The 21,864-nt window shown below is 48.9% G+C and carries 24 protein-coding genes; 15 read left to right on the top strand and 9 right to left on the bottom strand.

Translation table 11 applies throughout. From position 1 onward, the window contains the following. Positions 1-15: 15 nt before the first annotated feature. Entirely contained in the window at positions 16-1,470 is a 1,455-nt protein-coding gene (locus tag I3X05_RS12240; protein ID WP_193157845.1) for a tetratricopeptide repeat protein, read from the bottom strand. Between the two features lie 185 nt (positions 1,471-1,655). Between I3X05_RS12240 and I3X05_RS12235 the strand changes: the two genes are divergently transcribed. Further along, the gene (locus I3X05_RS12235) at positions 1,656-1,895 is read left to right on the top strand and encodes a sulfurtransferase TusA family protein (protein WP_193254097.1); all 240 of its coding nucleotides are present in this window, start codon (positions 1,656-1,658) and stop codon (positions 1,893-1,895) included. Beyond that, the gene (locus tag I3X05_RS12230; RefSeq protein WP_193157840.1) at positions 1,888-2,955 is read left to right on the top strand and encodes an AI-2E family transporter; all 1,068 of its coding nucleotides are present in this window, start codon (positions 1,888-1,890) and stop codon (positions 2,953-2,955) included. Before I3X05_RS12235 ends, I3X05_RS12230 begins: the two co-directional genes overlap by 8 nt. A 55-nt stretch (positions 2,956-3,010) precedes the next feature. On the opposite strand, the gene bcp is transcribed toward I3X05_RS12230, so the two are convergent. Both bcp and I3X05_RS12220 read right to left on the bottom strand, forming a co-directional pair. Further along, the gene (gene bcp / locus I3X05_RS12225) at positions 3,011-3,481 is read right to left on the bottom strand and encodes a thioredoxin-dependent thiol peroxidase (RefSeq protein WP_045570197.1); all 471 of its coding nucleotides are present in this window, start codon (positions 3,479-3,481) and stop codon (positions 3,011-3,013) included. A 15-nt stretch (positions 3,482-3,496) separates the two neighbouring features. Beyond that, positions 3,497-4,039, bottom strand: coding sequence for a glycine cleavage system protein R (locus tag I3X05_RS12220; RefSeq protein ID WP_039430231.1), 543 nt, complete (start codon positions 4,037-4,039; stop codon positions 3,497-3,499). Between the two features lie 309 nt (positions 4,040-4,348). Here I3X05_RS12220 and dapA point away from each other — a divergent pair, with 309 nt between their 5' ends. From dapA to I3X05_RS12205, 3 genes are all read left to right on the top strand, one after another. Then, complete coding sequence (dapA, locus tag I3X05_RS12215) at positions 4,349-5,227, top strand: 4-hydroxy-tetrahydrodipicolinate synthase (protein ID WP_039430229.1); 879 nt, start codon at positions 4,349-4,351, stop codon at positions 5,225-5,227. 48 nt (positions 5,228-5,275) lie between these two features. Then, complete coding sequence (gene bamC, locus I3X05_RS12210) at positions 5,276-6,295, top strand: outer membrane protein assembly factor BamC (RefSeq protein ID WP_045570196.1); 1,020 nt, start codon at positions 5,276-5,278, stop codon at positions 6,293-6,295. A gap of 247 nt (positions 6,296-6,542) precedes the next feature. Next, the gene (locus I3X05_RS12205) at positions 6,543-9,617 is read left to right on the top strand and encodes a DUF748 domain-containing protein (RefSeq protein WP_337970745.1); all 3,075 of its coding nucleotides are present in this window, start codon (positions 6,543-6,545) and stop codon (positions 9,615-9,617) included. Between the two features lie 46 nt (positions 9,618-9,663). On the opposite strand, the gene I3X05_RS12200 is transcribed toward I3X05_RS12205, so the two are convergent. The 4 genes from I3X05_RS12200 to I3X05_RS12185 are packed head-to-tail and all read right to left on the bottom strand — an operon-like array spanning position 9,664 to position 12,044. Next, on the bottom strand, positions 9,664-9,864 hold the full coding sequence (locus I3X05_RS12200; protein ID WP_045570194.1) for a DUF2897 family protein: 201 nt from the start codon (positions 9,862-9,864) through the stop codon (positions 9,664-9,666). Next, positions 9,861-10,547 carry a M15 family metallopeptidase gene (locus I3X05_RS12195; protein WP_193157846.1) on the bottom strand — a complete coding sequence of 229 codons (687 nt, stop codon included), beginning with the start codon at positions 10,545-10,547 and terminating at the stop codon, positions 9,861-9,863. Before I3X05_RS12195 ends, I3X05_RS12200 begins: the two co-directional genes overlap by 4 nt. Beyond that, the gene (dapE, locus tag I3X05_RS12190; protein ID WP_193157841.1) at positions 10,547-11,680 is read right to left on the bottom strand and encodes a succinyl-diaminopimelate desuccinylase; all 1,134 of its coding nucleotides are present in this window, start codon (positions 11,678-11,680) and stop codon (positions 10,547-10,549) included. The genes I3X05_RS12195 and dapE overlap by 1 nt, the downstream gene beginning before the upstream one ends. A gap of 16 nt (positions 11,681-11,696) precedes the next feature. Continuing rightward, complete coding sequence (locus I3X05_RS12185) at positions 11,697-12,044, bottom strand: ArsC family reductase (RefSeq protein WP_193157842.1); 348 nt, start codon at positions 12,042-12,044, stop codon at positions 11,697-11,699. Here I3X05_RS12185 and I3X05_RS12180 point away from each other — a divergent pair. Both I3X05_RS12180 and I3X05_RS12175 read left to right on the top strand, forming a co-directional pair. Beyond that, positions 12,031-12,237 (top strand): hypothetical protein, encoded by a 207-nt coding sequence (locus tag I3X05_RS12180; RefSeq protein WP_139046315.1) that lies wholly within the window; start codon positions 12,031-12,033, stop codon positions 12,235-12,237. The two genes, I3X05_RS12185 and I3X05_RS12180, sit on opposite strands and share 14 nt — an antisense overlap. A gap of 9 nt (positions 12,238-12,246) precedes the next feature. After that, positions 12,247-12,534, top strand: a complete 288-nt coding sequence (locus I3X05_RS12175; RefSeq protein ID WP_039430217.1) for a winged helix-turn-helix domain-containing protein — start codon at positions 12,247-12,249, stop codon at positions 12,532-12,534. A gap of 40 nt (positions 12,535-12,574) precedes the next feature. On the opposite strand, the gene I3X05_RS12170 is transcribed toward I3X05_RS12175, so the two are convergent. Both I3X05_RS12170 and I3X05_RS12165 read right to left on the bottom strand, forming a co-directional pair. Continuing rightward, complete coding sequence (locus I3X05_RS12170) at positions 12,575-12,931, bottom strand: DUF4156 domain-containing protein (protein ID WP_193157843.1); 357 nt, start codon at positions 12,929-12,931, stop codon at positions 12,575-12,577. A 1-nt stretch (position 12,932) separates the two neighbouring features. Beyond that, the gene (locus tag I3X05_RS12165) at positions 12,933-13,280 is read right to left on the bottom strand and encodes a DUF2956 domain-containing protein (RefSeq protein WP_193157844.1); all 348 of its coding nucleotides are present in this window, start codon (positions 13,278-13,280) and stop codon (positions 12,933-12,935) included. A 107-nt stretch (positions 13,281-13,387) separates the two neighbouring features. On the opposite strand from I3X05_RS12165, the gene I3X05_RS12160 reads away from it, so the two are divergent. From I3X05_RS12160 to I3X05_RS12125, 8 genes are all read left to right on the top strand, one after another. After that, positions 13,388-13,864 carry a DUF2919 domain-containing protein gene (locus tag I3X05_RS12160; RefSeq protein WP_045570287.1) on the top strand — a complete coding sequence of 159 codons (477 nt, stop codon included), beginning with the start codon at positions 13,388-13,390 and terminating at the stop codon, positions 13,862-13,864. 60 nt (positions 13,865-13,924) lie between these two features. Beyond that, on the top strand, positions 13,925-14,827 hold the full coding sequence (locus tag I3X05_RS12155; protein ID WP_045570188.1) for a Dyp-type peroxidase: 903 nt from the start codon (positions 13,925-13,927) through the stop codon (positions 14,825-14,827). Positions 14,828-14,947: 120 nt separating this feature from the next. After that, a complete protein-coding gene (locus I3X05_RS12150; RefSeq protein WP_045570187.1) occupies positions 14,948-16,090 on the top strand; it encodes a flagellin in 1,143 nt (380 codons plus the stop codon). A 262-nt stretch (positions 16,091-16,352) separates the two neighbouring features. Beyond that, positions 16,353-17,486, top strand: a complete 1,134-nt coding sequence (locus tag I3X05_RS12145) for a flagellin (RefSeq protein ID WP_193188672.1) — start codon at positions 16,353-16,355, stop codon at positions 17,484-17,486. 299 nt (positions 17,487-17,785) lie between these two features. Beyond that, on the top strand, positions 17,786-18,919 hold the full coding sequence (locus tag I3X05_RS12140) for a flagellin (RefSeq protein WP_045570479.1): 1,134 nt from the start codon (positions 17,786-17,788) through the stop codon (positions 18,917-18,919). A 73-nt stretch (positions 18,920-18,992) separates the two neighbouring features. Continuing rightward, on the top strand, positions 18,993-19,421 hold the full coding sequence (gene flaG / locus I3X05_RS12135) for a flagellar protein FlaG (RefSeq protein WP_193157793.1): 429 nt from the start codon (positions 18,993-18,995) through the stop codon (positions 19,419-19,421). A 20-nt stretch (positions 19,422-19,441) separates the two neighbouring features. Then, positions 19,442-21,553, top strand: a complete 2,112-nt coding sequence (gene fliD, locus I3X05_RS12130; protein WP_193157792.1) for a flagellar filament capping protein FliD — start codon at positions 19,442-19,444, stop codon at positions 21,551-21,553. Positions 21,554-21,559: 6 nt separating this feature from the next. Further along, positions 21,560-21,862, top strand: coding sequence for a flagellar rod protein FlaI (locus tag I3X05_RS12125; RefSeq protein ID WP_045570482.1), 303 nt, complete (start codon positions 21,560-21,562; stop codon positions 21,860-21,862). Positions 21,863-21,864: the final 2 nt, after the last annotated feature.

Genomic DNA, 21,864 nt, shown 5'->3' with positions numbered 1-21,864 from the left:
ACATTCTCCATTTCATTATTGTAAGGCGAGGAAGCGATCGCGCTGCACCATCAGTTGATCAATGCGCGCATCATACCTCGCTTGTTCTAAGCTACCCAAAGTGGCCAGTTGGCTGGCTTGGGTGTAGTACTGAATTGCTTTGTTCCAGTTGGCTTGCAGCGCCAAGATCTCTGCTCGCGCCGCCAAATCTTCACCGCTATTACCTTGGCTGATGTTGGCGCGCGAAAGCAAATGCCATCCATTGGTATCGTCAGGATTATCATGGGTGTAGCGCTGAAGTAGACGGACAGCGTCGGCAGTTTTTTCCGCCTCAAGCAAAGCGTTGGCGTAGTTTATCGTCAGGACCGGGTTGTTGGGAATGCGTTCGAGCGCACTTTTAAGCATAGTTGCCGCTTTCAGCGCTTGTTTCTGCTCGATGTAGAGGTCTGCAAGCGCGTCCAAATAAAAGACGTTGTTGGGCTCGGCAGCGCTTAACTTAAGCAAAATCTCTTGCGCTTCTTTGAACTCCTTTTTGTCGAGATGAACCAAGGCTCTTCCATATTCAAAAGCGGTTTTGAGCGCAGGATCGGCCTTCTTTTCTGTGCGTGCAAACCAGTCCATTGCCGCGTCGGAATCGATGCCTGCGTATCGCGCGACGATGCGCGCTCGAGCTAAATGGTAATCTAACGAAGGCATCTCGCGCAGCGGAGGATAGCTTTGCGCTCTGGCTCGGCTGTCGGTGATGCGATCTTCTGGCAATGGGTGCGTCAGAAGCATGGGAGGAGGCGTGCTGGCGTAGCGATACTCATCGGCAAGACGAGAGAAAAATCGCGGCATTGCTTGGGCATTATAGCCCGCTTTGACCAGCGTGTTGATGCCAAAACGGTCTGCCTCTTTCTCATTGCTGCGGGTGTAGTTGATTTGGCTTTGCATCGTTCCCGCCGTGGTGGCGGTGATGGCTGCAATCCCTGCCTCTGGTGCGGCGATCGCCAGTAATAAAGCTCCAGCCAAGGCCGCTAATGTTGCTGGGGAACGTCGAGCTTGTTCCTCCATACTTCGCGCAAGATGCCTCTGAGTCACGTGGGCAATTTCATGGGCAATCACGGAGGCGAGTTCGCTTTCGGTGCGAGCATGTAAAAACAGCCCAGAATGCAGTGCCACATAGCCGCCGAAGAAAGCGAATGCGTTGATATTGCGATCGCGAATCATAAAAAAGCGGAAAGGAGTTTTGACGTCATTGGCATTGGCAACCAAGCGATGACCGAGCGTATCGATGTACTGATTGAGGACCGGATCGTTGATGATCGGCTGACTGCTGCGCAGCATGCGCATATAAGCGTCACCATAAATGAGTTCTTGGTCAATCGACAACGTGGCACCTGCGGCAGTGCCGATGTCCGGTAGGTCTAACGTGTTAGCAAAAAGCGGTGCCGGGGTCACCAGACTCATGGCGATAGAGAGGCTTAGTAAGCTGCGAGCGCGTTTTAACATAGTAATCATTGAGTCTCCATATGGCTGCAACATTAAGACCCGTGGGCATAAAATTGGTTTCGTAAATAATCAGTAAAGAAAGCACACACGAAGTGACAAAACGCCGGAGTAAACTTGGAGAAAAGCTGGCACCGGCAAAAAAACGCTTTACAATAACACGCCTATGATAAGCAACGGACAAAATAATGGAACCCACACAATTGGATCTCCGAGCGCATCGTTGCCCAATGGCCTTGTTGTTGGCTAAGCGCCACAGTGCAGAGTTAGTTAAAGGAAGTCAATCAGTTATTCTGATATCAGATCAAAGTTCCCTGCAAGATATTGTCAGATATCTGCAAGCACAGCACTTTGAGATTGAAACTCAGGTAAAGCCCGACTTTTATCTTCTACGTATTTTCAAAAAGGATGTGTCGTCAGATGTTTGAAATGATAAGCCGCTGGTATAAGCGACGTTTTTCAGATCCTCATGCTGCCAGCTTAGTCGCCATTTTGCTGTTCGGTTTCATTACCATCTACTTTTTTGGTCATCTCATTGCTCCGTTGTTGGTCGCCATCGTGCTTGCGTACTTGCTTGAATGGCCAGTGGCACAAATGCATCGTTTAGGTGTACCACGCACCATCGCGGTTGTGTCGGTTATCCTGCTGTTTGTCGGTATCATGTTTGTGGCATTGTTTGGCCTCATTCCGACTATCTGGACACAGGTCGGCAATTTGATTAATGACATTCCTAGCATGTACACCGGTTTGCAAAAGTTCATCGCCACTTTGCCAGAGCGTTACCCTGAGTTGGCCAACTTACAGATTGTTGAGTCGATTGCCACCAACGCAAAAAACAAAGTGTTAGGTATGGGGGAAAGCGTGGTAAAAGGCTCGCTGGCCTCTTTGATCAGTATCGCTACTCTTGCGGTGTATCTGATCTTGGTGCCGTTATTGGTGTTCTTCCTGCTCAAAGATAAAGATGAAATGATGAGCACGGCCAGTGGGTTGTTGCCGAAAAACCGTCGTTTGGCCAACAAAGTGTGGCATGAGATGAACGAGCAGATTTCCAACTATATTCGCGGTAAAGTACTGGAGATTTTGATTGTCGGTGGCGTCAGTTACGTTACTTTTGCGGTGCTCAATCTGAGATATTCGGTGCTGCTTGCTGTCGCGGTCGGCCTTTCGGTACTCATCCCTTATATCGGCGCTGCGGCTGTCACTGTGCCTGTTGCGATTGTGGCGCTGTTTCAGTGGGGGATCTCTAGTGAGTTTTATACTTTACTGATTGCCTACGCTATTATTCAGGCACTGGATGGTAACGTGTTGGTGCCTGTGCTCTTTTCTGAAGCGGTGAACCTGCATCCGGTGGCGATTATCGTCGCAGTGTTGGTGTTTGGTGGGCTTTGGGGTTTTTGGGGTGTCTTTTTCGCTATTCCGCTGGCGACATTAGTCAAAGCGGTGTGGAAAGCGTTGCCAAGCCAAGAAGGACAAGAAGCGATGGAATAAAAGTAAGCCCGGTTAATGTCCGGGCTTACTCTTTCTAGTTTGCAATACCTTGATGCTAGCCTTGGGCGTTAAGGTAGTTGAGAACCACTTGGTGGTGATCCTTGGTTTTGAACTTATCAAACACCTGCTCGATAACCCCTTGCTCGTTGATCAAGAAACTGATGCGGTGCAAACCATCGTAGGTTTTTCCCATGAATTTCTTCAATCCCCACACGCCAAACTGTTCAGCGACCTGGTGGTCTTCGTCCGACAGGAGCGTAAAGTTGAGGTTGTCGCGCTCAATAAATTTACCGAGACGTTTCACTGGATCGGTGCTGACACCTAAAACCACCACGTTGTGCGCGTCAAGTTCGGCTTTTACATCTCTCAGCCCCTGCGCCTGCACTGTGCAGCCTGGTGTCATGGCTTTGGGGTAAAAGTAAAACAGGACTTTCTTGCCTTTGAAATCGGCCAAAGAGACAGTATTTCCATTTTGATCGAGCAAAGAGAAGGCGGGAGCTGGCACGCCTGCTGTCAGCGTATTCATTATCGGGCTTCCTTTTTATAGTGTGTTTTTAATGAAGTTGAGTGAGCCTTGTACGCTGAGCTTGGTACAAAGATCATTAAAGTCTTCTTGTAGCTGCATTAAGTTGCATTCGCTGTTGACCGACGCAGTAATCGCAATGTGGAACTGATCTTTCTCCAGCTGCACCAGAGATTTATCAATGGTTTGAGCACTGAGCATCGACAGCCCAATTTGTTTGTCAGCAAAAAACTGGGTGAACTGTTCGGTGAGGCCGACGCGATCATCCGACTCAATAAACACCTCCAGCGTGTAGCAGTTACTCAAGGGGTTGTGCGGCGAGGTGCGTTTCATGATGGTAATGAGGTCTTGCTCCTGGCCGAGTAACGGCAGGGTGGTTTCGACTCTGGCAATGCCGTTACTGCTGCCAGAGAGCAGCATGATCAAGGTGAACTCATTGCCAAACATGGCAATGCGGCTGTCAATAATATTGCACCCTGCCTGAGTGACCAGATGCACGACTTGGTTGCAAATCCCCGGTCTGTCGGTACCCATGGCAGTAATTACCAGATGTTGAGTCATAGCGTTGCTCTTATTTGTTCATTTTCATTTTTCGCAGGATGGTAGCATATCCGTTTGCACAAAATGTCGAGTAAGTTCGTTTTTTTATGCAAAGCAGAAACATCGACCACTCTTCACCAAGCGCTGACAAGAGGCTCATCTCAAGTAACTATAGTCGAGCGCGAGAGCCCTCTCCCCGAAGGGAAAGTCACAGAAAGCCATATCAATTCAAATATTCATCCACTTGTACTCAGGAAGCGAGTTTGCGCTCTTGTTTTTTTCAATCGCCTTACAGTACCATGCATGAAGAATCAAATGAGGGAGAAAGACATGTTATCAGGAAGTATCGTTGCGTTACTCACGCCGTTCAAGCCAGATGGCGAAGTAGATTTTGATGGTCTACAAAAGTTAGTTGAATATCATATTGCGGCTGGCACAAACGGTATTGTGGCTGTTGGGACCACAGGCGAGTCTTCTACTTTGACCGTGGAAGAGCACGTTAAAGTAGTCAACAAAACGGTCGAATTCGTCAATGGTCGAATCCCTGTCATTGCCGGTACGGGCGCGAATGCAACCCATGAATCGGTCACTTTTAGCCGTTTGCTGAATGATTCAGGCATCGATGCCTGCCTAAGTGTTACTCCTTATTACAACAAACCGACTCAAGAAGGTTTGTATCTGCACTATAAAGCCATTGCTGAAGTCAGCACGGTACCACAAATTCTGTATAATGTGCCGGGCCGCACGGCAGTTGACCTACTGCCAGAAACCGTGGCGCGTTTGGCTGAGATCGATAACATCATCGCGCTTAAAGATGCGACTGGCGATTTAAAACGAGTTGCACTTCACCGTGAACTTTGTGGCGAAGATTTTATCTTACTCAGTGGTGACGACGCGACTGGGCTGGATTTTGTTAAGCTCGGTGGTCAAGGGGTGATTTCTGTAACCAATAATATTGCGGCGAAAGACATGGCAGACATGTTCCGTTTAGCAAGAGAAGGTCGCTTTGAAGAAGCGGAAATCATCAACCAACGTTTAATGCCACTGCACAAGAACCTGTTTGTCGAATCAAGCCCAATTCCAGTCAAATGGGCCGCGCAACAGCTTGGCTTAATTGAGTGTGGTCACCTTCGTTTACCACTGACTGAATTGTCAGAAAAAGCGCAGCCCATTGTTGCCAAAGCAATGACCGACGCTGGTATTTTCTAAGATAGATGTAGTAACGCCGGAGCATTCTCCGGCGCTTTAGGAGTTTCAATGAAGTTTTCTCGTCAGTTAGTGCTTAGCTCGCTGGCTGTTTTAGTGCTCACTGCTTGTTCAAGTAGTCCAACCCAACGTCGCCAAGCCAAAGACGATTTTACCTATCTGGAAACCGCTGATTTACAAACGTGGAATCTCCCCGATGACGCGACAGCGCAGTTTTATCCCAATTTCGATATTCCACAGGGGAATTTTACCGGCGGGATAGGCCAAGAGGTCGACATTCGTCCACCACAGCAGATTTTGGAGTTGATTCCTGGCGCGCGCTATGAACGCAATCAAGGTGAGATCACGCTATGGCTTATCAAGCAAGAAGAAGCGGAAGAGGTTTGGCAGACGGTGCTGAACATGCTGGCGGAGCGTCAAATCCCCATCCAAACCAGCTCAGAGACGCATGTTGAAACGGGTTGGCTGGTTTGGAAATCAGAAGATGAAGAGACCGATATCGGCAGCCGTTACTCAGTTGACCGTTTTGAAGCCAACAATCGTTACGGTTTTCGCATCAGTTTGATTGATTGGCGGGAAGGTACGCAAATAAAACCGGTCACCTTAACTAATAAAGAGCGCTATAACGTCTTTATGACCAACCTCGTCACCTCGCAATATGATCAAAACAAGCGGGACGAAGCACAGCGCAAAGCGCAAGCGTTGGTTAAGCAGATTCCCATTACTATGGGCAGTGACCGCAGCGGATTCCCTGTAATTATCGCGCGTACGCCATACAATGTGTTATGGCAGCGTTTGCCGACGATTTTGCCGCGTATCGGTTTTAATATCGAGGAGCGCAACCAGTCTCAAGGGACGTTAAAAGCCAAGTATGCGTCACCTGATGATGAGTTTTGGAATGAGATTGGCGTGAAACCGATGGAACTCAAATCAGGAACCTACACGTTTTTGTTTGGGGATTTGGGTAACCGAACGTCCATCAACGTGACCAACTCATCGGGTAAACCTGTGGAGGAAGAGTTACTAAAATCTCTTGCACCAGTGTTGGCCGCCGTTGCTAAGCAAGAGTAGCCGTCAGCGAACGAGACCTTTTGTTGACGTGAAGATTGAAAAGCCGAGTGTCGAAAGACATTCGGCTTTTTTACTTTTTACTTTTTGCGATTGCTGACAAATGGCTGTCACAGTCTGTTAGCAATAGGATCGATACGGTGATGGAAGACAAAAGTGTGATGAAGCCCGGTTTGCAATCCCGCTCATAAAAGCAATTTTGTGTAGAATTAAAGTTCAGACCGAATTGCCACAAGAGCACGACTTCGCCATGCCTAGCAAACTCACGCCGTTAGTTCAGCGCTTCACCCGCGTTGCAAAACCTATCCGTTATACCACTTACCTGCTCTTAGCTTATGCCTTGTACGCGCTGAGTTTGGGCGTCATCCTACCTGCGGTGATAGAGAGTAAAGTGCCGCCGACGCTGACTGAGCAGCTAGGTCGTGAAGTGAAACTCAGCCAAGTCGCTATCAACCCATTTTTGTTGCGGGTTCGTATTGACGGTTTTGCGTTGCAAGAAGCCGATGGCGCGCAAGCGTTCAGTCAGTTTGAACGCTTAGAGCTGCAATTGAGTTTTTGGCGCAGCCTGTTCACGCTGACGCCGACGCTAGAATACGTCACGCTCTCGGGCCCTCAAGTACGCATACAGCGTCTGCCACAAGATAACCAAGTGCGCTTTAACTTCAGTGACATCTTGGACACTTTGGCTCAGCAAACGCAGCCAACTCAATCATCATCGCCGCAAAGCACAGAATCCTCCCTTCCCGCTTTACGTATTGAAAAAATAGAAATCGCCAGTGGGCAGTTCCATTTTCAAGACCAGTTAACCGGGGCGCAATTGAACTATCAAGGGCTCAACTTGCGTTTGCAGCAGTTCGACACTCAATCGATGCATCTTGTGCCAGCGGAAAATCCGTCGGTGTCGACAAGCCAAACGCAGGCCAATCAGTACGCTTTTGCTATTCAGGGAGCAGATAAGAGTGAGTTGCAACTCAGTGGCCATTTTCAATTGCAACCTTTGTTCGTCGAAGGGACGGTTAAGCTGCAAGGGTTAACGTTGCCACCATTTTGGCCATTTGCCAAAGATCAGATGGATGCGGTGGTCACCGATGGTGTGGTTAACTTTTCTGCCCACTACCTAGCGCAACAAGCAGGAGAAGATTTTCAGTTTGCAGTCAGTGATGGGCAATTTCAGTTGAGCGACTTGACGGTCAGCGCCGAGCAGCAGGCCAAAATCAAGTTGCCTCGTTTGGCTGTGCAGGATATCCGGCTCAGTAGCCAAACGAAGGATATTGATATTGCTGCGATTGATCTACAAGGGCTTTGGGTTGACGCCGAGTTCTCCGCGCAAGGGCTTGATCTGCAACGTTTGTTTCGCTTAAAGAATCAGCCCTCCGCCAAGACAGAAGCCGTCGCTGTCGATGAGAGCAGCGACGCTGATAGTGCTTGGTTGGTTCGACTTGAGCAATTCTCACTAAGTGAAACGGACCTCAATCTCAAGGAACAAGTGCAAAGCTCAGGGGTATTCTGGCGTGTTTATCCGCTGTCGCTTGTTACTGGACCAGTAAGCAGCGACCTCAGTGCTGCGATTGATTACGAGTTGTCACTGGGGTTGAGTTCTAGTACGGCAGCGCCGCCAAAAACGGCGCGCGGAGAGGTAACCACCCGAGGAAGTTTTGATGCGAAAGCGCGGAACGTGCTAGGTGAGATGGCAGTTGAAGGGCTCGATCTCACTCAATTGCAGCCGTATCTGACGCCGTACGTGAATATCGATTTCTCTCAAGGCAAACTTTCCAGCCAAGGCCGTTATCAGGCTGATGCAAACGGACAAGCCAGTTATCAAGGCACATTGGCGATTGATCAACTGCTGCTTAAAGATGGCATGCACCATCAGCCGTTGGTGAAATGGCAGAAGATGGCGATAGATTCGCTCCATTTCGATGCGCAAAAGCATGTGTTGGACATTCAGACCATCCACTTTAACGCGCCTTACGCCAAAGTGATGATTGCGCAAGATAAGCAGACCAACATTGGTCATTTTCTGGTCCAGCAGAGCGATACGCAAGAAGGAACGACCATTAGTGTGCAGGGCGATGAAGCCTCTGTGGCGTCCAAGCCGCTGGCGATCGACATTCAAGCCATCACCATTGCCAATGGAGCCGCCTATTTTGCTGATGAATCGCTGACGCCAAATTTTGCATCTGGCATTGAGGCCTTACAAGGAAGTGTGCGCCATCTCTCTTCGACGCCCGGCACCAAAGCACAGGTCGATATTAGCGGAAAAATCGATAGATATGCGCCAGTGACACTCAAGGGGGAAATCAACCCCTTGATTGAAAAGCCTTATCTGGATCTTGATTTACTGTTCAAAAGCGTTGAATTAACCTCGGTGAATCCCTATTCGGGCACTTATGCGGGCTATTACATCGACAAGGGACAACTGACGCTGGCACTCAATTATCAATTGCAAGAGGACCAGTTGCTCGGGAGCAATCATTTGGTGATTGATCAACTGCAACTGGGCAAACCCAGCGAGTCGGATCTTGCGACCAGTCTGCCGATCAGTTTGGCGATTGCCTTGTTGCAAGACAAAGACGGGGTCATCGATCTGGGGTTGCAAGTGTCTGGCGATGTCAACGATCCAGACTTCAGTGTCGGCGGTATTATTTTGCAAGCGATCAGCAATGTGATTGTCAAAGCCGTCAGCGCGCCTTTTTCACTGCTAGCGGACTTAGTTGGCGCCGATGAGGAGCTTAATCTCATTGCCTTTGACTTTGGCTCATCGACGTTAAATGCGAAGGAGCAAGAGCGCCTCAGTACACTCGCCCAAGCCTTGTCATCGCGTCCCAAACTAAAAATTAGCGTGGCGGCTTCAGTGGCACTCGCGAAAGACAGTAACGCGCTAGCTGAGCAGCAGTTGCAGCAGACGTTATTGCAAAAAAGTGGCTTAGAGACGCTGCCGAGTGATTTTAGTGCCAGTCGACTCTCTGAATCTAAGCCCCTGTCTCAAGCGGTAATTGCTCTGGCTGAAACTTGGTTATCCTTGGATATTGATCAAGAGCGCAGCAAAGTCGCCGCGCAGTTGGCAGAAAAAGAGGGTGAGGAGGCGGTGTTAGCGGAACAAGTGGAAACCACACTCATGATCGGTCTTTATAATCAGCTGCTTAATTCCATTGAGATCGGCAAAAATCAATTGAGCAATCTGGCCGAAGCACGCGCTAAAGCTGTCAAAGCGTTTTTGGTGGATGAGGCTCAATTGGCGCCAGAAAGGGTTTTTCTGCTTGACAGTAAAACGCAACTGCGCAGCGAAGAGAGTGCGGTAGAACTCTCAGTGAGCGCAGATTAACGATTCACCACCGTTAAAGCACAGCCACTGGCCTTAGCGGCTAAGGTCAGTGGTTGCGTTTCTCGTCATTAAGCTGGTGAGCTTTTTTGTCCAGCTCGTTGAGTTTGTCTAAGTCGCTTTTATCGCGCTGTTTATCGAACTGACCAATTTTCATTTTGGCCGTGTACTTTAGCGCCGCAATATTGCCGACGATAACGCTTAGCACAATAAAACTGATGACCCAAGGATTGGTTAAAATCTCTTTCATGTCGCCTCCGGCGGACAAATATTGGCGATAAATTGATGGTAGATGAGCGTGAGGTTTTCCAGTACACACGCCATTCCATCAATTGGATGCGCGTTTAATTGCCGCTGCAAATCGTTGATGGAGAACTGGGCTAAACAGCTTGCGGCCGTTGCAATATGGCTGATGTGCCAAGGCTCGCTGGCCACGCCACCGCGATCTCGCCGATAGGGCAGGAAAAAGCCATATTGAGAAACGTTGTGGGTGAGCCAGTGCGAAAACTCTCGTTGGTGGCCACGAGTATACTCCCAAGGTTCAAGCTGTAATGAAACGCCGTTTGGTAGCCGATCACGGGCATAGACATCAAAATCGCAGCCCCAGTGATGACGGCTGGCGCCAGGCAAAGCAGACCAGCGCAAAATGGCCAGCATTTTCTCCTGCTCACTCAAAGACGCTTTGTCCAAAGGCTGCGAATTTTGGTCTAAGATGGCCTTTGTACCGGAAAACTTACCGTTCCAAATGGATTTTTGCCGAGCAAAATCACGAAAGCCACTGGCAATTTCCATCTGGAAACCAGCACACTGAGCCGCTTGCACCAAGGTTTGCAGATCGCGCTCGACTTGAGGGTGAAGCAAAATGGATTGGGTGCCCACTTGTGCGTCGATCAAGTGAGTGTCCACATAACCGGTGAGCTGCTCAGGTGTCATCATGCCAATAGATGCTCCAGCGTTTTCTGGTACATGTCGGTCAGTTTTTCCAGATCTTCGATCTTGACGCACTCATTGACTTTATGAATGGTGGCATTCACTGGGCCAAGCTCCACCACTTGTCCACCCATGCGTGCGATAAAGCGTCCGTCAGAGGTGCCACCTGTGGTCAATAGTGCAGGCTGGGTTTGGTTAACCTCATCCACAGCGGCAACCACAGCGTCTAGCAACGCGCCAGTGTCGGTTAAAAACGGGTCGCCATTGAATGTCCATTTCAGGTCATAGTTTAGATCGTAGCGGTTGAGGGTCGAGGTGACGCGCTCAATGATGCTGTCATTATTCAGCTCGGTGCTAAAACGCAGGTTGAACTGGACATGAAACTCACCCGGAATCACGTTAGATGCCCCGGTGCCTGCTTGGACGTTAGGGATCTGGAAGCTGGTCGGTGGGAAGAACTCATTACCCTGATCCCACTCGGTGGTGGCCAACTCGTGAATCGCCAGCAATGATTTGTGGACTGGGTTGTCTGCAAGGTGCGGGTAAGCGACATGACCTTGTGTGCCTTTAACGGTGAGATCGCCAGTAATGGAACCACGACGGCCGTTTTTCACCACATCACCGACGATGGCGGTGCTTGAGGGCTCACCGACAATACACATATCAATGTTTTCATCGCGTGCCATCAAGGTTTCCACCACGCGCACCGTACCGTTGATAAACGGTCCTTCTTCATCAGAGGTGATGAGAAAACCGATCGAACCCTTGTGGTCTGGGTACTGCGCAATAAAACGTTCGGTCGCGACCACCATGGCGGCCAGAGACCCTTTCATATCGGCCGCGCCACGGCCGTATAAGTAGCCCTCTTTTTCCGTTGGCTCGAAGGGAGGAGTGTGCCATTGCTCCAAGTTGCCTGCCGGAACCACGTCGGTGTGGCCGGCAAAAGCAAACAGAGGCGCTTCACTGCCACGACGTGCCCAGAAATTGGTGGTGTCTTCAAACACCATTCTTTCGATTTCAAAGCCAAGCGCTTGCAAACGCTTAATCATAACGTCTTGGCAGCCTGCGTCTTCAGGCGTAACGGATTGGCGGCTAATGAGGTCTTTGGTTAAAGCCAGTACTGGACTGTCTGTCATCCTTGATAATCCTTAATCAGTGAAAAATTTGCTGATATTGTTCGGCCTTAAAGCCGATATGTAATTGGTCGTCAACACGAAGAATAGGACGTTTGATCATCGCTGGCTGTTCGACGAGCAGGGCAATCGCGCTTGCTTCACATAGGTTCTCTTTTTGTTCAGCGGTCAGTTGTCGGAACGTGGTGCCGCGTTTGTTCAGTACTTGTTCCCAACCGAGCTGCTGACAAAATTCCGCGACCATCTCTGAGCTAATGCCTTGCTTGCGAAAATCGTGAAATTCATAGCTAAGGTTTGCCTCGTCCAGCCACTTTTTTGCTTTCTTTATCGTGTCACAATTGGAGATGCCATACATGATGATGGTCATGAGTTCTTCCTTCGAGCTGATTTATTATTTTGATTCTGCATCCTATCAAGAAGCCGTAGAACACTCAAAACTTGCGCAAGAATATTTTGTTGCTGAAAAAAAATCGCACTTTATTGAGTGTGAATGGAAGGTTATTGATCCGCCTCAACAAAAGGCAGAGGAAAAAGGAAATAATGAATCAGCACAAATTTAGGAGGTGTCAATGGAATTGAGTCCTGTTTTTGCAAGGCGATTATATCTCGCCTTGTTGGTGGAGAACCTAGAAAGGCCAAATGTGCCGAAGTTGATCGAGCAAACGGGTTGGCCTCGTCGTACGATTCAAGATGTACTGAAGGCACTGCCGGGGATCGGCATTGAGCTGATGTTTGTTCAAGATGGCCGACGTCACAATGATGGCTATTATCAACTCTCAGATTGGGGGCCGTTTGATAGTCAGTGGGTGATGGAGCGTGAGAAAGACATCGCTACTAGCCTTGGATTTCGTGCTTAAGCCAGCGTTTGCTGGCTTTTTTCTTGTTCTTCATCTTGCTTTAATCTTTGCCACTCTCTTGCGCGTCGCAGTAATAAGCTGTGCCAAGCAGGCTCATAGAAGTAATGAAATTTTGCGTGGTGATAACATAAATGGTGTTGGCACCGAGCCGGTGAGCATTATTCTTTAGCTGATTGACGGCGCCCTGGATCAAGACGTCATTACCAAAAAACAGGTAGCTGTACCAATGACCTTCACTGCCAGTCACCGTCCCAAGATAGTGACAGCTATCGGGATTGAGCTGCCCATCAAGGCGGATCTCTAAGCTTTGAGACTCAGCCGTTGCTTGATTGAGTGGCGTGCTACAGGCGCTTACTAGGCCCAAACTGGCTAAGGCGACTACTGAACGTTTTAACATCTTAATTTCCTATCCAGTGATAAACGGCAAAGCCAAGCCAACTGAAAGCGAGCAGTACCCAAGGCAGCTTTTGCGTTGTTGGCTTAGGAGTATCAACCATCTCAACGTTGTCTTCTGGCGCTGAATCGGTGTGATTGTCACTTTTGAGCCTGAGCTGCTTTTTTCTCGCTTTGTCTGCTTGGCGATGGCGCTCTTTCTGCTGCTTTTTATACAGAGCGATGCCTTTTTCGATGCCTTGGGCGATGAGTTTGGTTTGCTCTTTGGTCTGCCCCGGCTTTTGCGTGGCTCGGGCTATCTTGAGCGCTTCTTGTTGCGACTCGGGTGAAGGCGTTAGGGTATTTCTTTTCATCTTTGTCTAAATCATGTCAATTCCTTAAGGCAGTCTAACCTTCTCGGGTTACTAATTGAATCTTTTGCGTTAAAGTGTCTGCTGTTTCATTGATTCAGTACTTTGCTTTGCGATACTCATTCGACCATTACGATAGCCACGGATACCTGAAAGCACCGCTAATGCTTTGGTTGGGATGGTTTTTTTTAGCCCGTGCCTGGGTGGTGTTTGCGGTAGCTGGCGTGAGCCGAGAGAGCGGTTCACGTATTTTGCAGTGGGTGTATCCGGATAACCACACGCTCTACCTTGGGTTGCTGATCGGCATTCCCAGTGTCGGTTTAATGTGGATGATGGGGTTGAGGAAACCGGATCGCCACTGGGTAGACAAAATTACTCAGAAAGGACGAGCGGCGACGCTGGCGCTTATCGCCGTGCAACTGCTGCAAACTCTCTATCACGTATATTTAGAGCATGGCCAGTTTCATTGGGCCAATGCATTAACTTTGCTACTACTGCTGTGGTTTGGCATTTATCTTTTGAACAGTAAATGGGTCAAAGATTGCTTTAGTGTGCCCAAACTGCCAAACCAGGGCGAAAATCACTGATAATCATCAAAATATCTATCGCCATTTAGCTCTACACTGGGGCGAAAAAGAGGAGTTTATATGTCACTTGCTCAATCCGCGATCTTGCCAGAAGCTGGGCCCTTTGCCCTATACACCTTACTCAAAGTGAAGCGCAATGCCGCTAAGGTGCTGGCTGAACTGCAATCTTTACCGCAAAAGGTGGAGACGCTCAATCAATCGCAACCCGGCGCCAATCTCACCGTATCGATCGCCTTCAGTAAAGCGTTTTGGCAACAGCTAGACGTCTCAATGCCCGAAGAGCTCATCGATTTTCCTCTGCTTGGCGAAGGTGACATTGTGGCACCTTCAACCGAGGTTGATGTTCTGCTGCATTTTCATTCGCAGCGCCATGACTTGCACTTCTATTTACTCAGAACATTACTGACAGAAATGGCCGACGATGTGACGGTGGTTGATGAAACATACGCTTACCGTTACCTCGACGCGCGGGATATGACCATGTTTATTGACGGCACCGAGAATCCGAAAGACGAGCAACGTGCTCAAGTCGCGCTTGTGCCGGATGGCGAATTCGCTGGTGGCAGTTATGTGATGGTGCAACGTTTTGAACACAATCTGCCTGCTTGGGATCGTCTCAATATTGTGGCGCAGGAGAAAGTGATTGGCCGGACGAAGCCCGATTCGATAGAGCTAGATAAGGTTCCCGCCGCTTCTCATGTTGGCCGTGTGGACATCAAAGAAGAAGGCAAAGGCTTGAAAATTGTTCGTCATAGCTTGCCTTACGGTAGCGTGACTGGTGCCCATGGTCTGCTGTTTATTGCTTATTGCCACACGCTGCATAACTTTAAAGTGATGCTAGAGAGCATGTATGGTGTGAGCGATGGAAAAACTGACCAGTTGCTGCGCTTTACCAAAGCGGTCACTGGTGCTTACTTCTTTGCCCCTTCGCTTTCGATGTTAAGTGAACTGTCAGTAAAATAAGCGCAAACCTCAAACGGCATCGCGGGGAGCATCGGCTCCCCATTTTTATCCATTTTTTGCTCAAGATGTGGATGGATTGGTCGATAGGAAGCTAATCCCTCAATCCGTCTGTGAGAACTCATGGCCATTACCGTCAATACCAACGTTTCTGCTCTGGTGGCACAAAGGCACCTGAGTAGCGCAAGCGAAATGCTCAATCAATCCTTGGAGCGACTGTCGTCAGGCTCTCGCATTAATAGTGCCAAGGATGATGCCGCTGGCTTACAAATCTCTAATCGCTTGCGCGCGCAAATGAATGGCTTGGATATGGCGGTGCGTAATGCCAACGATGGAATCTCTATTATGCAGACTGCCGAAGGGGCGATGAATGAGACCACCAATATTTTGCAACGCATGCGTGATCTCTCACTGCAATCCTCTAACGGTTCCAACAGCCATGCTGAGCGCATTGCTTTGCAAGAAGAGATGTCCGCTTTGAATGATGAGCTGAATCGTATTGCCGAAACCACCTCTTTCGGTGGACGAAAGCTGCTCAATGGTACTTTTGGTTCTTCATCCTTTCAGATTGGCGCGGATTCGGGCGAGGCGGTTCAGGTTCAGCTTAACAACATGCGCAGCGACGTGGCGCAGATGGGCGGTTTTAAATATGTCGCCAACTTAGCAGCGGGTGGTGATTGGCAAGTGGCTCCAGGGCAAAACGATCTTAATATCAGCTACGTGAACGCTTATGGGGAAACGGAAAGCATCGATATTGAGGCCAAAGTGGGCGATAACATCGAAGAGATCGCTACGTACATCAATGGCCAAACGGACCATGTTTCTGCCTCGGTCAATGAACATGGTCAACTGCAGCTTTACATGGCCTACTCGCAGATTGACCCCATTCATGGTCAGCCGATATTCTCCGGAGGGCTGGCGGATAGCCTGCAAATGGTGGCTGGGGGAAGTCAAATGGTTGACGAGTTGGACATCACTACCGTGGGCGGGGCGCAAAGCGCAGTCGCGGCACTCGACACGGCCCTAAAATACGTGGACAGTAGCCGTGCTCAGCTTGGTGCTTACCAAAACCGCTTTGGCCACGCGATCAACAATCTCGACAACATCAATGAGAACTTGGCTGCATCCAATAGCCGAATCAAGGATACGGATTACGCCAAAGAGACCACACAGATGGTCAAGCAGCAGATCTTGCAGCAAGTGAGCGCTTCTATTTTGGCACAGGCTAAAAACGGCCCCAACTTAGCGCTCACCTTGCTGGGATAACCATGTAAGAGCACGGCTAAAGAAAAATAACCGCTCTTATCGACGGAAAAAAATAAACCTTTAGCCCTTTTTTGAACTTTTTTATCACTTTTACCCTTTCCATCACGTATTCCTCGCTAAAGAATCTTTTTTCAAAAAAATCGTCTTTTTTTGCTAAAGGATTTTCCAACTGAGCCGTTAATAAAAGTAACTTTGAGAGAACTACTTGGTTTTCCGAGACGTCGGAAACCGTAATATCGGAAAATCAATTGGAGAATTCATCATGGCAGTGAATGTAAATACCAACGTAGCAGCAATGACAGCACAACGTTACCTAAACGGCGCAAACAGCGCACAACAAACGTCGATGGAACGTCTGTCTTCTGGTTTTAAAATCAACAGCGCGAAAGATGACGCAGCGGGTCTGCAAATCTCGAACCGTTTGAACGTACAAAGCCGTGGTTTGGATGTGGCGGTGCGTAACGCCAACGATGGTATCTCCATCGCGCAAACCGCAGAAGGTGCGATGAACGAAACCACCAACATCCTGCAACGTATGCGTGACTTGTCTTTGCAATCGGCTAACGGCTCAAACTCCAAAGCAGAGCGTGTGGCGATTCAAGAAGAAGTGACTGCGCTGAACGACGAGCTGAACCGTATCGCAGAAACCACATCATTTGGTGGTAACAAACTGCTCAACGGCACCTACGGCACCAAATCGATGCAGATTGGTGCGGACAACGGTGAAGCGGTAATGCTGTCTCTGAAAGACATGCGTTCAGACAACCAGATGATGGGTGGCGTTAGCTACCAAGCGGAAGAAGGGAAAGACAAAAACTGGACCGTTTCTGCCGGTGACAACGACCTGACTATCTCACTGACCGACACGTTTGGTAACGAGCAAGAGATCAACATCAACGCGAAAGCGGGCGATGACATCGAAGAGCTGGCTACTTATATCAACGGTCAAACCGACCTGCTGAAAGCGTCTATCGGTGAAGGCGGCAAGCTACAAATCTTCGCGGGTACCAACAAAGTTGACGGTGAAATCTCTTTCTCGGGCAGCCTAGCGGGTGAGCTTGGTATCGGTGACGGCAAAAAAGTGACGGTAGACACCATTGACGTGACCAGCGTGCAAGGTGCGCAAGAGTCGGTGGCAATTCTCGATGCGGCGCTGAAATACGTGGACAGCCACCGTGCGGAGTTGGGGGCGTTCCAGAACCGCTTCAACCACGCAATTAGCAACTTGGACAACATCAATGAGAACGTGAACGCGTCGAAGAGCCGTATCAAAGATACTGACTTCGCCAAAGAGACGACTCAATTGACCAAAACACAAATTCTGTCGCAAGCATCCAGTTCGATTCTTGCTCAGGCGAAACAAGCGCCAAACTCAGCGCTTAGCCTACTGGGTTAATTTTAACCCCACAGAAAACTCATTGGCTCGTGGTGAGAGATGAGCGAGTAAAGCCTGACTTCGGTTAGGCTTTTTATTGCCTTTTTGCCAGGAAGAGTCATTGATGAATCGACAGCGAAAGCCGCATAAATCAACTTGAGATCACACTTTCGCCCGTTGGATGAGAAAATAGCGGAAAAAACTAAAATTCTCCTAAAGGTATTCTTAGCGCCGCCGTTACAGGACTGAGAGAAATGAGATGTACCAGAGTGAGGTGAGAGACACGATGGTACATCAACAAAAGCCTAAGGAGATCAATTATGGCTATGAACGTAAACACCAACGTGTCAGCAATGACCGCACAGCGTTACCTAAACCAGGCAGCTGAAGGTCAACAAAAATCAATGGAGCGCTTGTCCTCGGGCTATAAAATCAATAGTGCGAAAGACGATGCCGCTGGCCTACAAATTTCTAACCGTTTAAACGCGCAAAGTCGTGGTCTGGATATGGCAGTAAGAAATGCGAACGACGGCATTTCAGTTGCTCAGACTGCGGAAGGTGCGATGACGGAAAGTACCAACATCTTACAACGTATGCGTGACCTTGCGCTGCAATCGTCTAACGGTTCTAACTCTAAAGCAGAACGTGTGGCGATTCAGGAAGAAGTGACCGCGCTGAACAAAGAACTGAACCGTATCGCTGAAACCACCTCATTTGGTGGTAACAAGCTGCTAAACGGCACGTATGGTTCGCAATCTTTCCAAATCGGTGCTGATTCTGGTGAAGCCGTTATGCTCTCCATGGATAGCTTACGTACCGATACTGACGCAATGGGCGGTATGAGCTACAAGTCAGAAGACGGCGTTGCAGCAGATTGGAAAGTAACCAACAATACCGACCTCACCATGACTTATACTAATAAGGAAGGGGAAGAGAAAGAGATCACCATTAACGCGAAAGCGGGTGATGATCTGGAAGAAGTGGCAACGTACATCAACGGCCAAAACGAAGACGTGAAAGCGGCAGTGGGCGAAGGTGGTAAACTGCAATTGTTTGCTTCTTCTCAACGTGTGCAAGATGGTCAAGTTGAGTTTGGTGGTGGTTTAGCGTCTGAGCTAACGATTGGTGACGGTGAGAAAACCAACGTACAGAAAATCGACGTAACTAGCGTTGCAGGCTCGCAAGAAGCGGTGTCTATCATTGATGGCGCACTGAAAGCGGTTGATAGCCAACGTGCCTCTTTGGGTGCGTTCCAGAACCGGTTCAACCATGCGATCAGCAACCTGAGCAACATCAACGAGAACGTAAACGCATCGAATAGCCGTATCCGAGATACTGACTATGCGAAAGAAACAACTCAGATGACCAAGACTCAGATTCTGCAACAAGCGAGTACTTCGATTCTGGCGCAGGCGAAACAGTCACCATCTTCGGCTCTTAGCTTGTTGGGCTAATCAGAGCGAGCTAAATTCAGGTTTAGCTCAGCTTTGATGAGTAGTAGCTCATAAAGGTGGAAGGGAGATTGTTATGGAAATATCATCCTACACATCGAACATCCAGCCTTACGGCTTGCAAAATGGCACAAATGTTGCTTATGACAAAAGCGGTGCTTTGCCTAGCATGTCAGGTCCGAAAGAGAACTCTTCGCCGGAAACGGTGAAAAATGATGATCCTAACTTTTCAATTGAAGCTGCGGTAAAAATGTCGCAAGAGCGACAGCAGCTCAATCGGGAAGAAAGGGTCAAAATGGTAGAGAAAATGAATGAATTTATCTCTTCCATTAATAAAGGGGTCTCTTTTAAAGTGGACGAAGAATCAGGCAAAGATGTTGTGACGATTTATGAAGCCCGTACGGGAAACATAATTCGTCAGATACCTGATGAAGAGATGCTAGAGATATTCAGACGCTTAGTCTCACAAGCTACCCGCTCTGGTTTGTTGGTAGATAAAGTGTAAGTCGTTGTTGAGGTGATTCAATGAGTTTAGGCCCTTTGGGGATGTCTGGTGGCATGGATATCAATTCCATGGTCGGCAAAGTTGTCGATGCAGAGCGTGTGCCAAAGCAGCTACGTATCGACAACGAGCGGGCCCAAATTGATACCAGCATCAGCGCCTATGGGCGGCTCAGAGAATCGTTGGATACGATGAAAAATATGATGGCGAACTTTCGTCAGGAGAAGGCTTTTGCTGTGCGCAAAGTCGACACGACTGACGATAGTATCGTCTCAGCCACTGCAACTACCGATGCGATTGCCGGTAAATATGCCATCGATGTGTTGCAGCTTGCTCAGAGCCATAAGGTGGCTTCGGACGTTCTGGCCGAAGACGCAAAGTTTGGCCCTGGGAAGCTGCAGATTTCGCTTGGAGAAAAAACCTTTGACGTGAATGTCAGTGCCGATTCGAAACTGATTGACGTCGTTAGAGGTATCAACGCTTCTGGTAAAAACACGGGCGTTCGCGCATCGATTATTAACGATGTGGAAGGCCCCCGCCTGATCCTTGCTTCGACTGTTTCAGGTAAGGACAACCAAATTCGTATTCATGTGGACGCCGAGCGAGGCGATCCGCTGAAAAAACTCGAATATAAAACGCTTGAAGAGCGTGTCAAAGCGCTGGAAAAAGCGCGTATTGCCGCAGAAGAGGTGATGCAAGAGGTAAAACCTGACTCGGCAACAGCCTCTGCCGACAGTGTGGAACAAGGCGTAGAACCTCAGTTTGACGAGCAGGGCAATCCCATTCCCGCCACAGAGGGGACAACGGATACAAACAGTGACACCGAACTGAAAACAGACACTGATATCGCAGCTAAAGGCGATGATATGTCTCCTGATACGCAGAGCGACGAGCCTATTTCCAGCTTTGGTGCCGATGCAGCGAAAGCGGGTCAAGAAGCGCTCGATGCCGCCCAAGCCGCTGCTTCGTTACTCCCACAAGACAACATTCCGGGCTGGACCGAAACGGCCTCTGGCACCTTACTCGACTCTTACTATACGCCCGAGCTTGAACTGGACGAAAAGGCGATAGAGAAAGCCCCTGATGTTCCTGGCTGGACCAATACCGCTTCTGGAACGTTGACCGACTCTTACGTGACGCCTAAAGAGGCACAAGTCAAATTAGAAGCTGAGCAAGAGAAAATCCAACAAGAGCTGGCGCAAGAGAAAGCGCGCATTGAAGAGCAACTGGCGCAAGAAAAAGCCCAGTTGGATGAAAAGGTCGCTAAAGGGGAACTGACGGAAGAGCAAGCCAAGCAAATTCAACGCTCTAAGCTTGATCCACAAGAGCGTGAGCGCCTTGAACGTATCGATCAGGCGCAAGAGGCGCTACAGCAAGCTCAAGAGTCCTTTGATACCTACAATGGCATGGCTGAGGTACAAAAAGGTCAGGATGCCATGGTCGTGCTGGATGGTGTTGCTCAGTTGTCGAGTAACAACAACATCATCGAAGATGCGATTGAAGGTGTCGATTTGGCCTTAAAAGGCACAACACCACGCAACAAAGCGCCAGCAGAAATTGGCGTTGAATACGATAGAAATAGCGTGCGCGAGGATATTGAGACCTTCGTCAACGCATACAATCAGTTTTACCAAACCGCCAAATCCTTATCGGGTGTTGATCCGGCGACCGGGCAAAAAGGCCCTCTGGCGGGGGACAGCACTGTGCGTAATGCTGATTCACGACTCAAAAGCGTTTTCTCATCCCGGATTGAAAAAGCGCCAGAAAATCTCAAATCACTGACTGAATTTGGTATCACAACCACGCGTCAGGGAACACTGGAGATCAACTACGACATGTTGGATCGCCAGCTCAATAACAACTTCAACAAGTTGGAAGAGTTCTTTGGTGGCAACACCGGATTTGCTAAACGTGTTGAAGATGCCATTCATGGAATCACCGGAGTGACTGGATCGATTCGTACCCGTGAGAAGAGCCTATCGGAACAAACTTACCGTTTATCCGATGAGCAAGCGGCATTGGATCGCCGGATCAACAGTCTCCAAGAACGCACTCACGCGAAATTTACTGCAATGCAGGACGCAACGAGTAAAATGCAAGGGCAACTTGGCGCTCTGATGAATGCATTAGGATAACGTTGAATGACCTTGCTGGCACAATTGTGTGATTTGGATCAATTAATTTCTCTCGAACTGGAAAAAGACGAAATTAGTGCTGAAGATTTGCAGCGGCTGGTCGATAACAGGGAACAGTTATTGCAGAGCCTTCTTCAACAGGTGGCGCAAAACCCACAGTTGAAGAGTGATGAAGAGTGGCGATTGATGATCACTCGGACAAAAAGGTTGCTGGAACGTATGCAAGAAGAGACCAATAAAACCGGTTTACAATTGCAAAAGTTCAGACGAGGTCAGCGTTCGCTTCAACAGTACAAAAAGTTTACATAAAA

The sequence above is a fragment of the Vibrio navarrensis genome, from assembly GCF_015767675.1.
In the GTDB taxonomy this organism is placed as follows: Bacteria; Pseudomonadota; Gammaproteobacteria; order Enterobacterales; family Vibrionaceae; genus Vibrio.
This window is presented reverse-complemented; position numbering and strand designations above follow the sequence as displayed.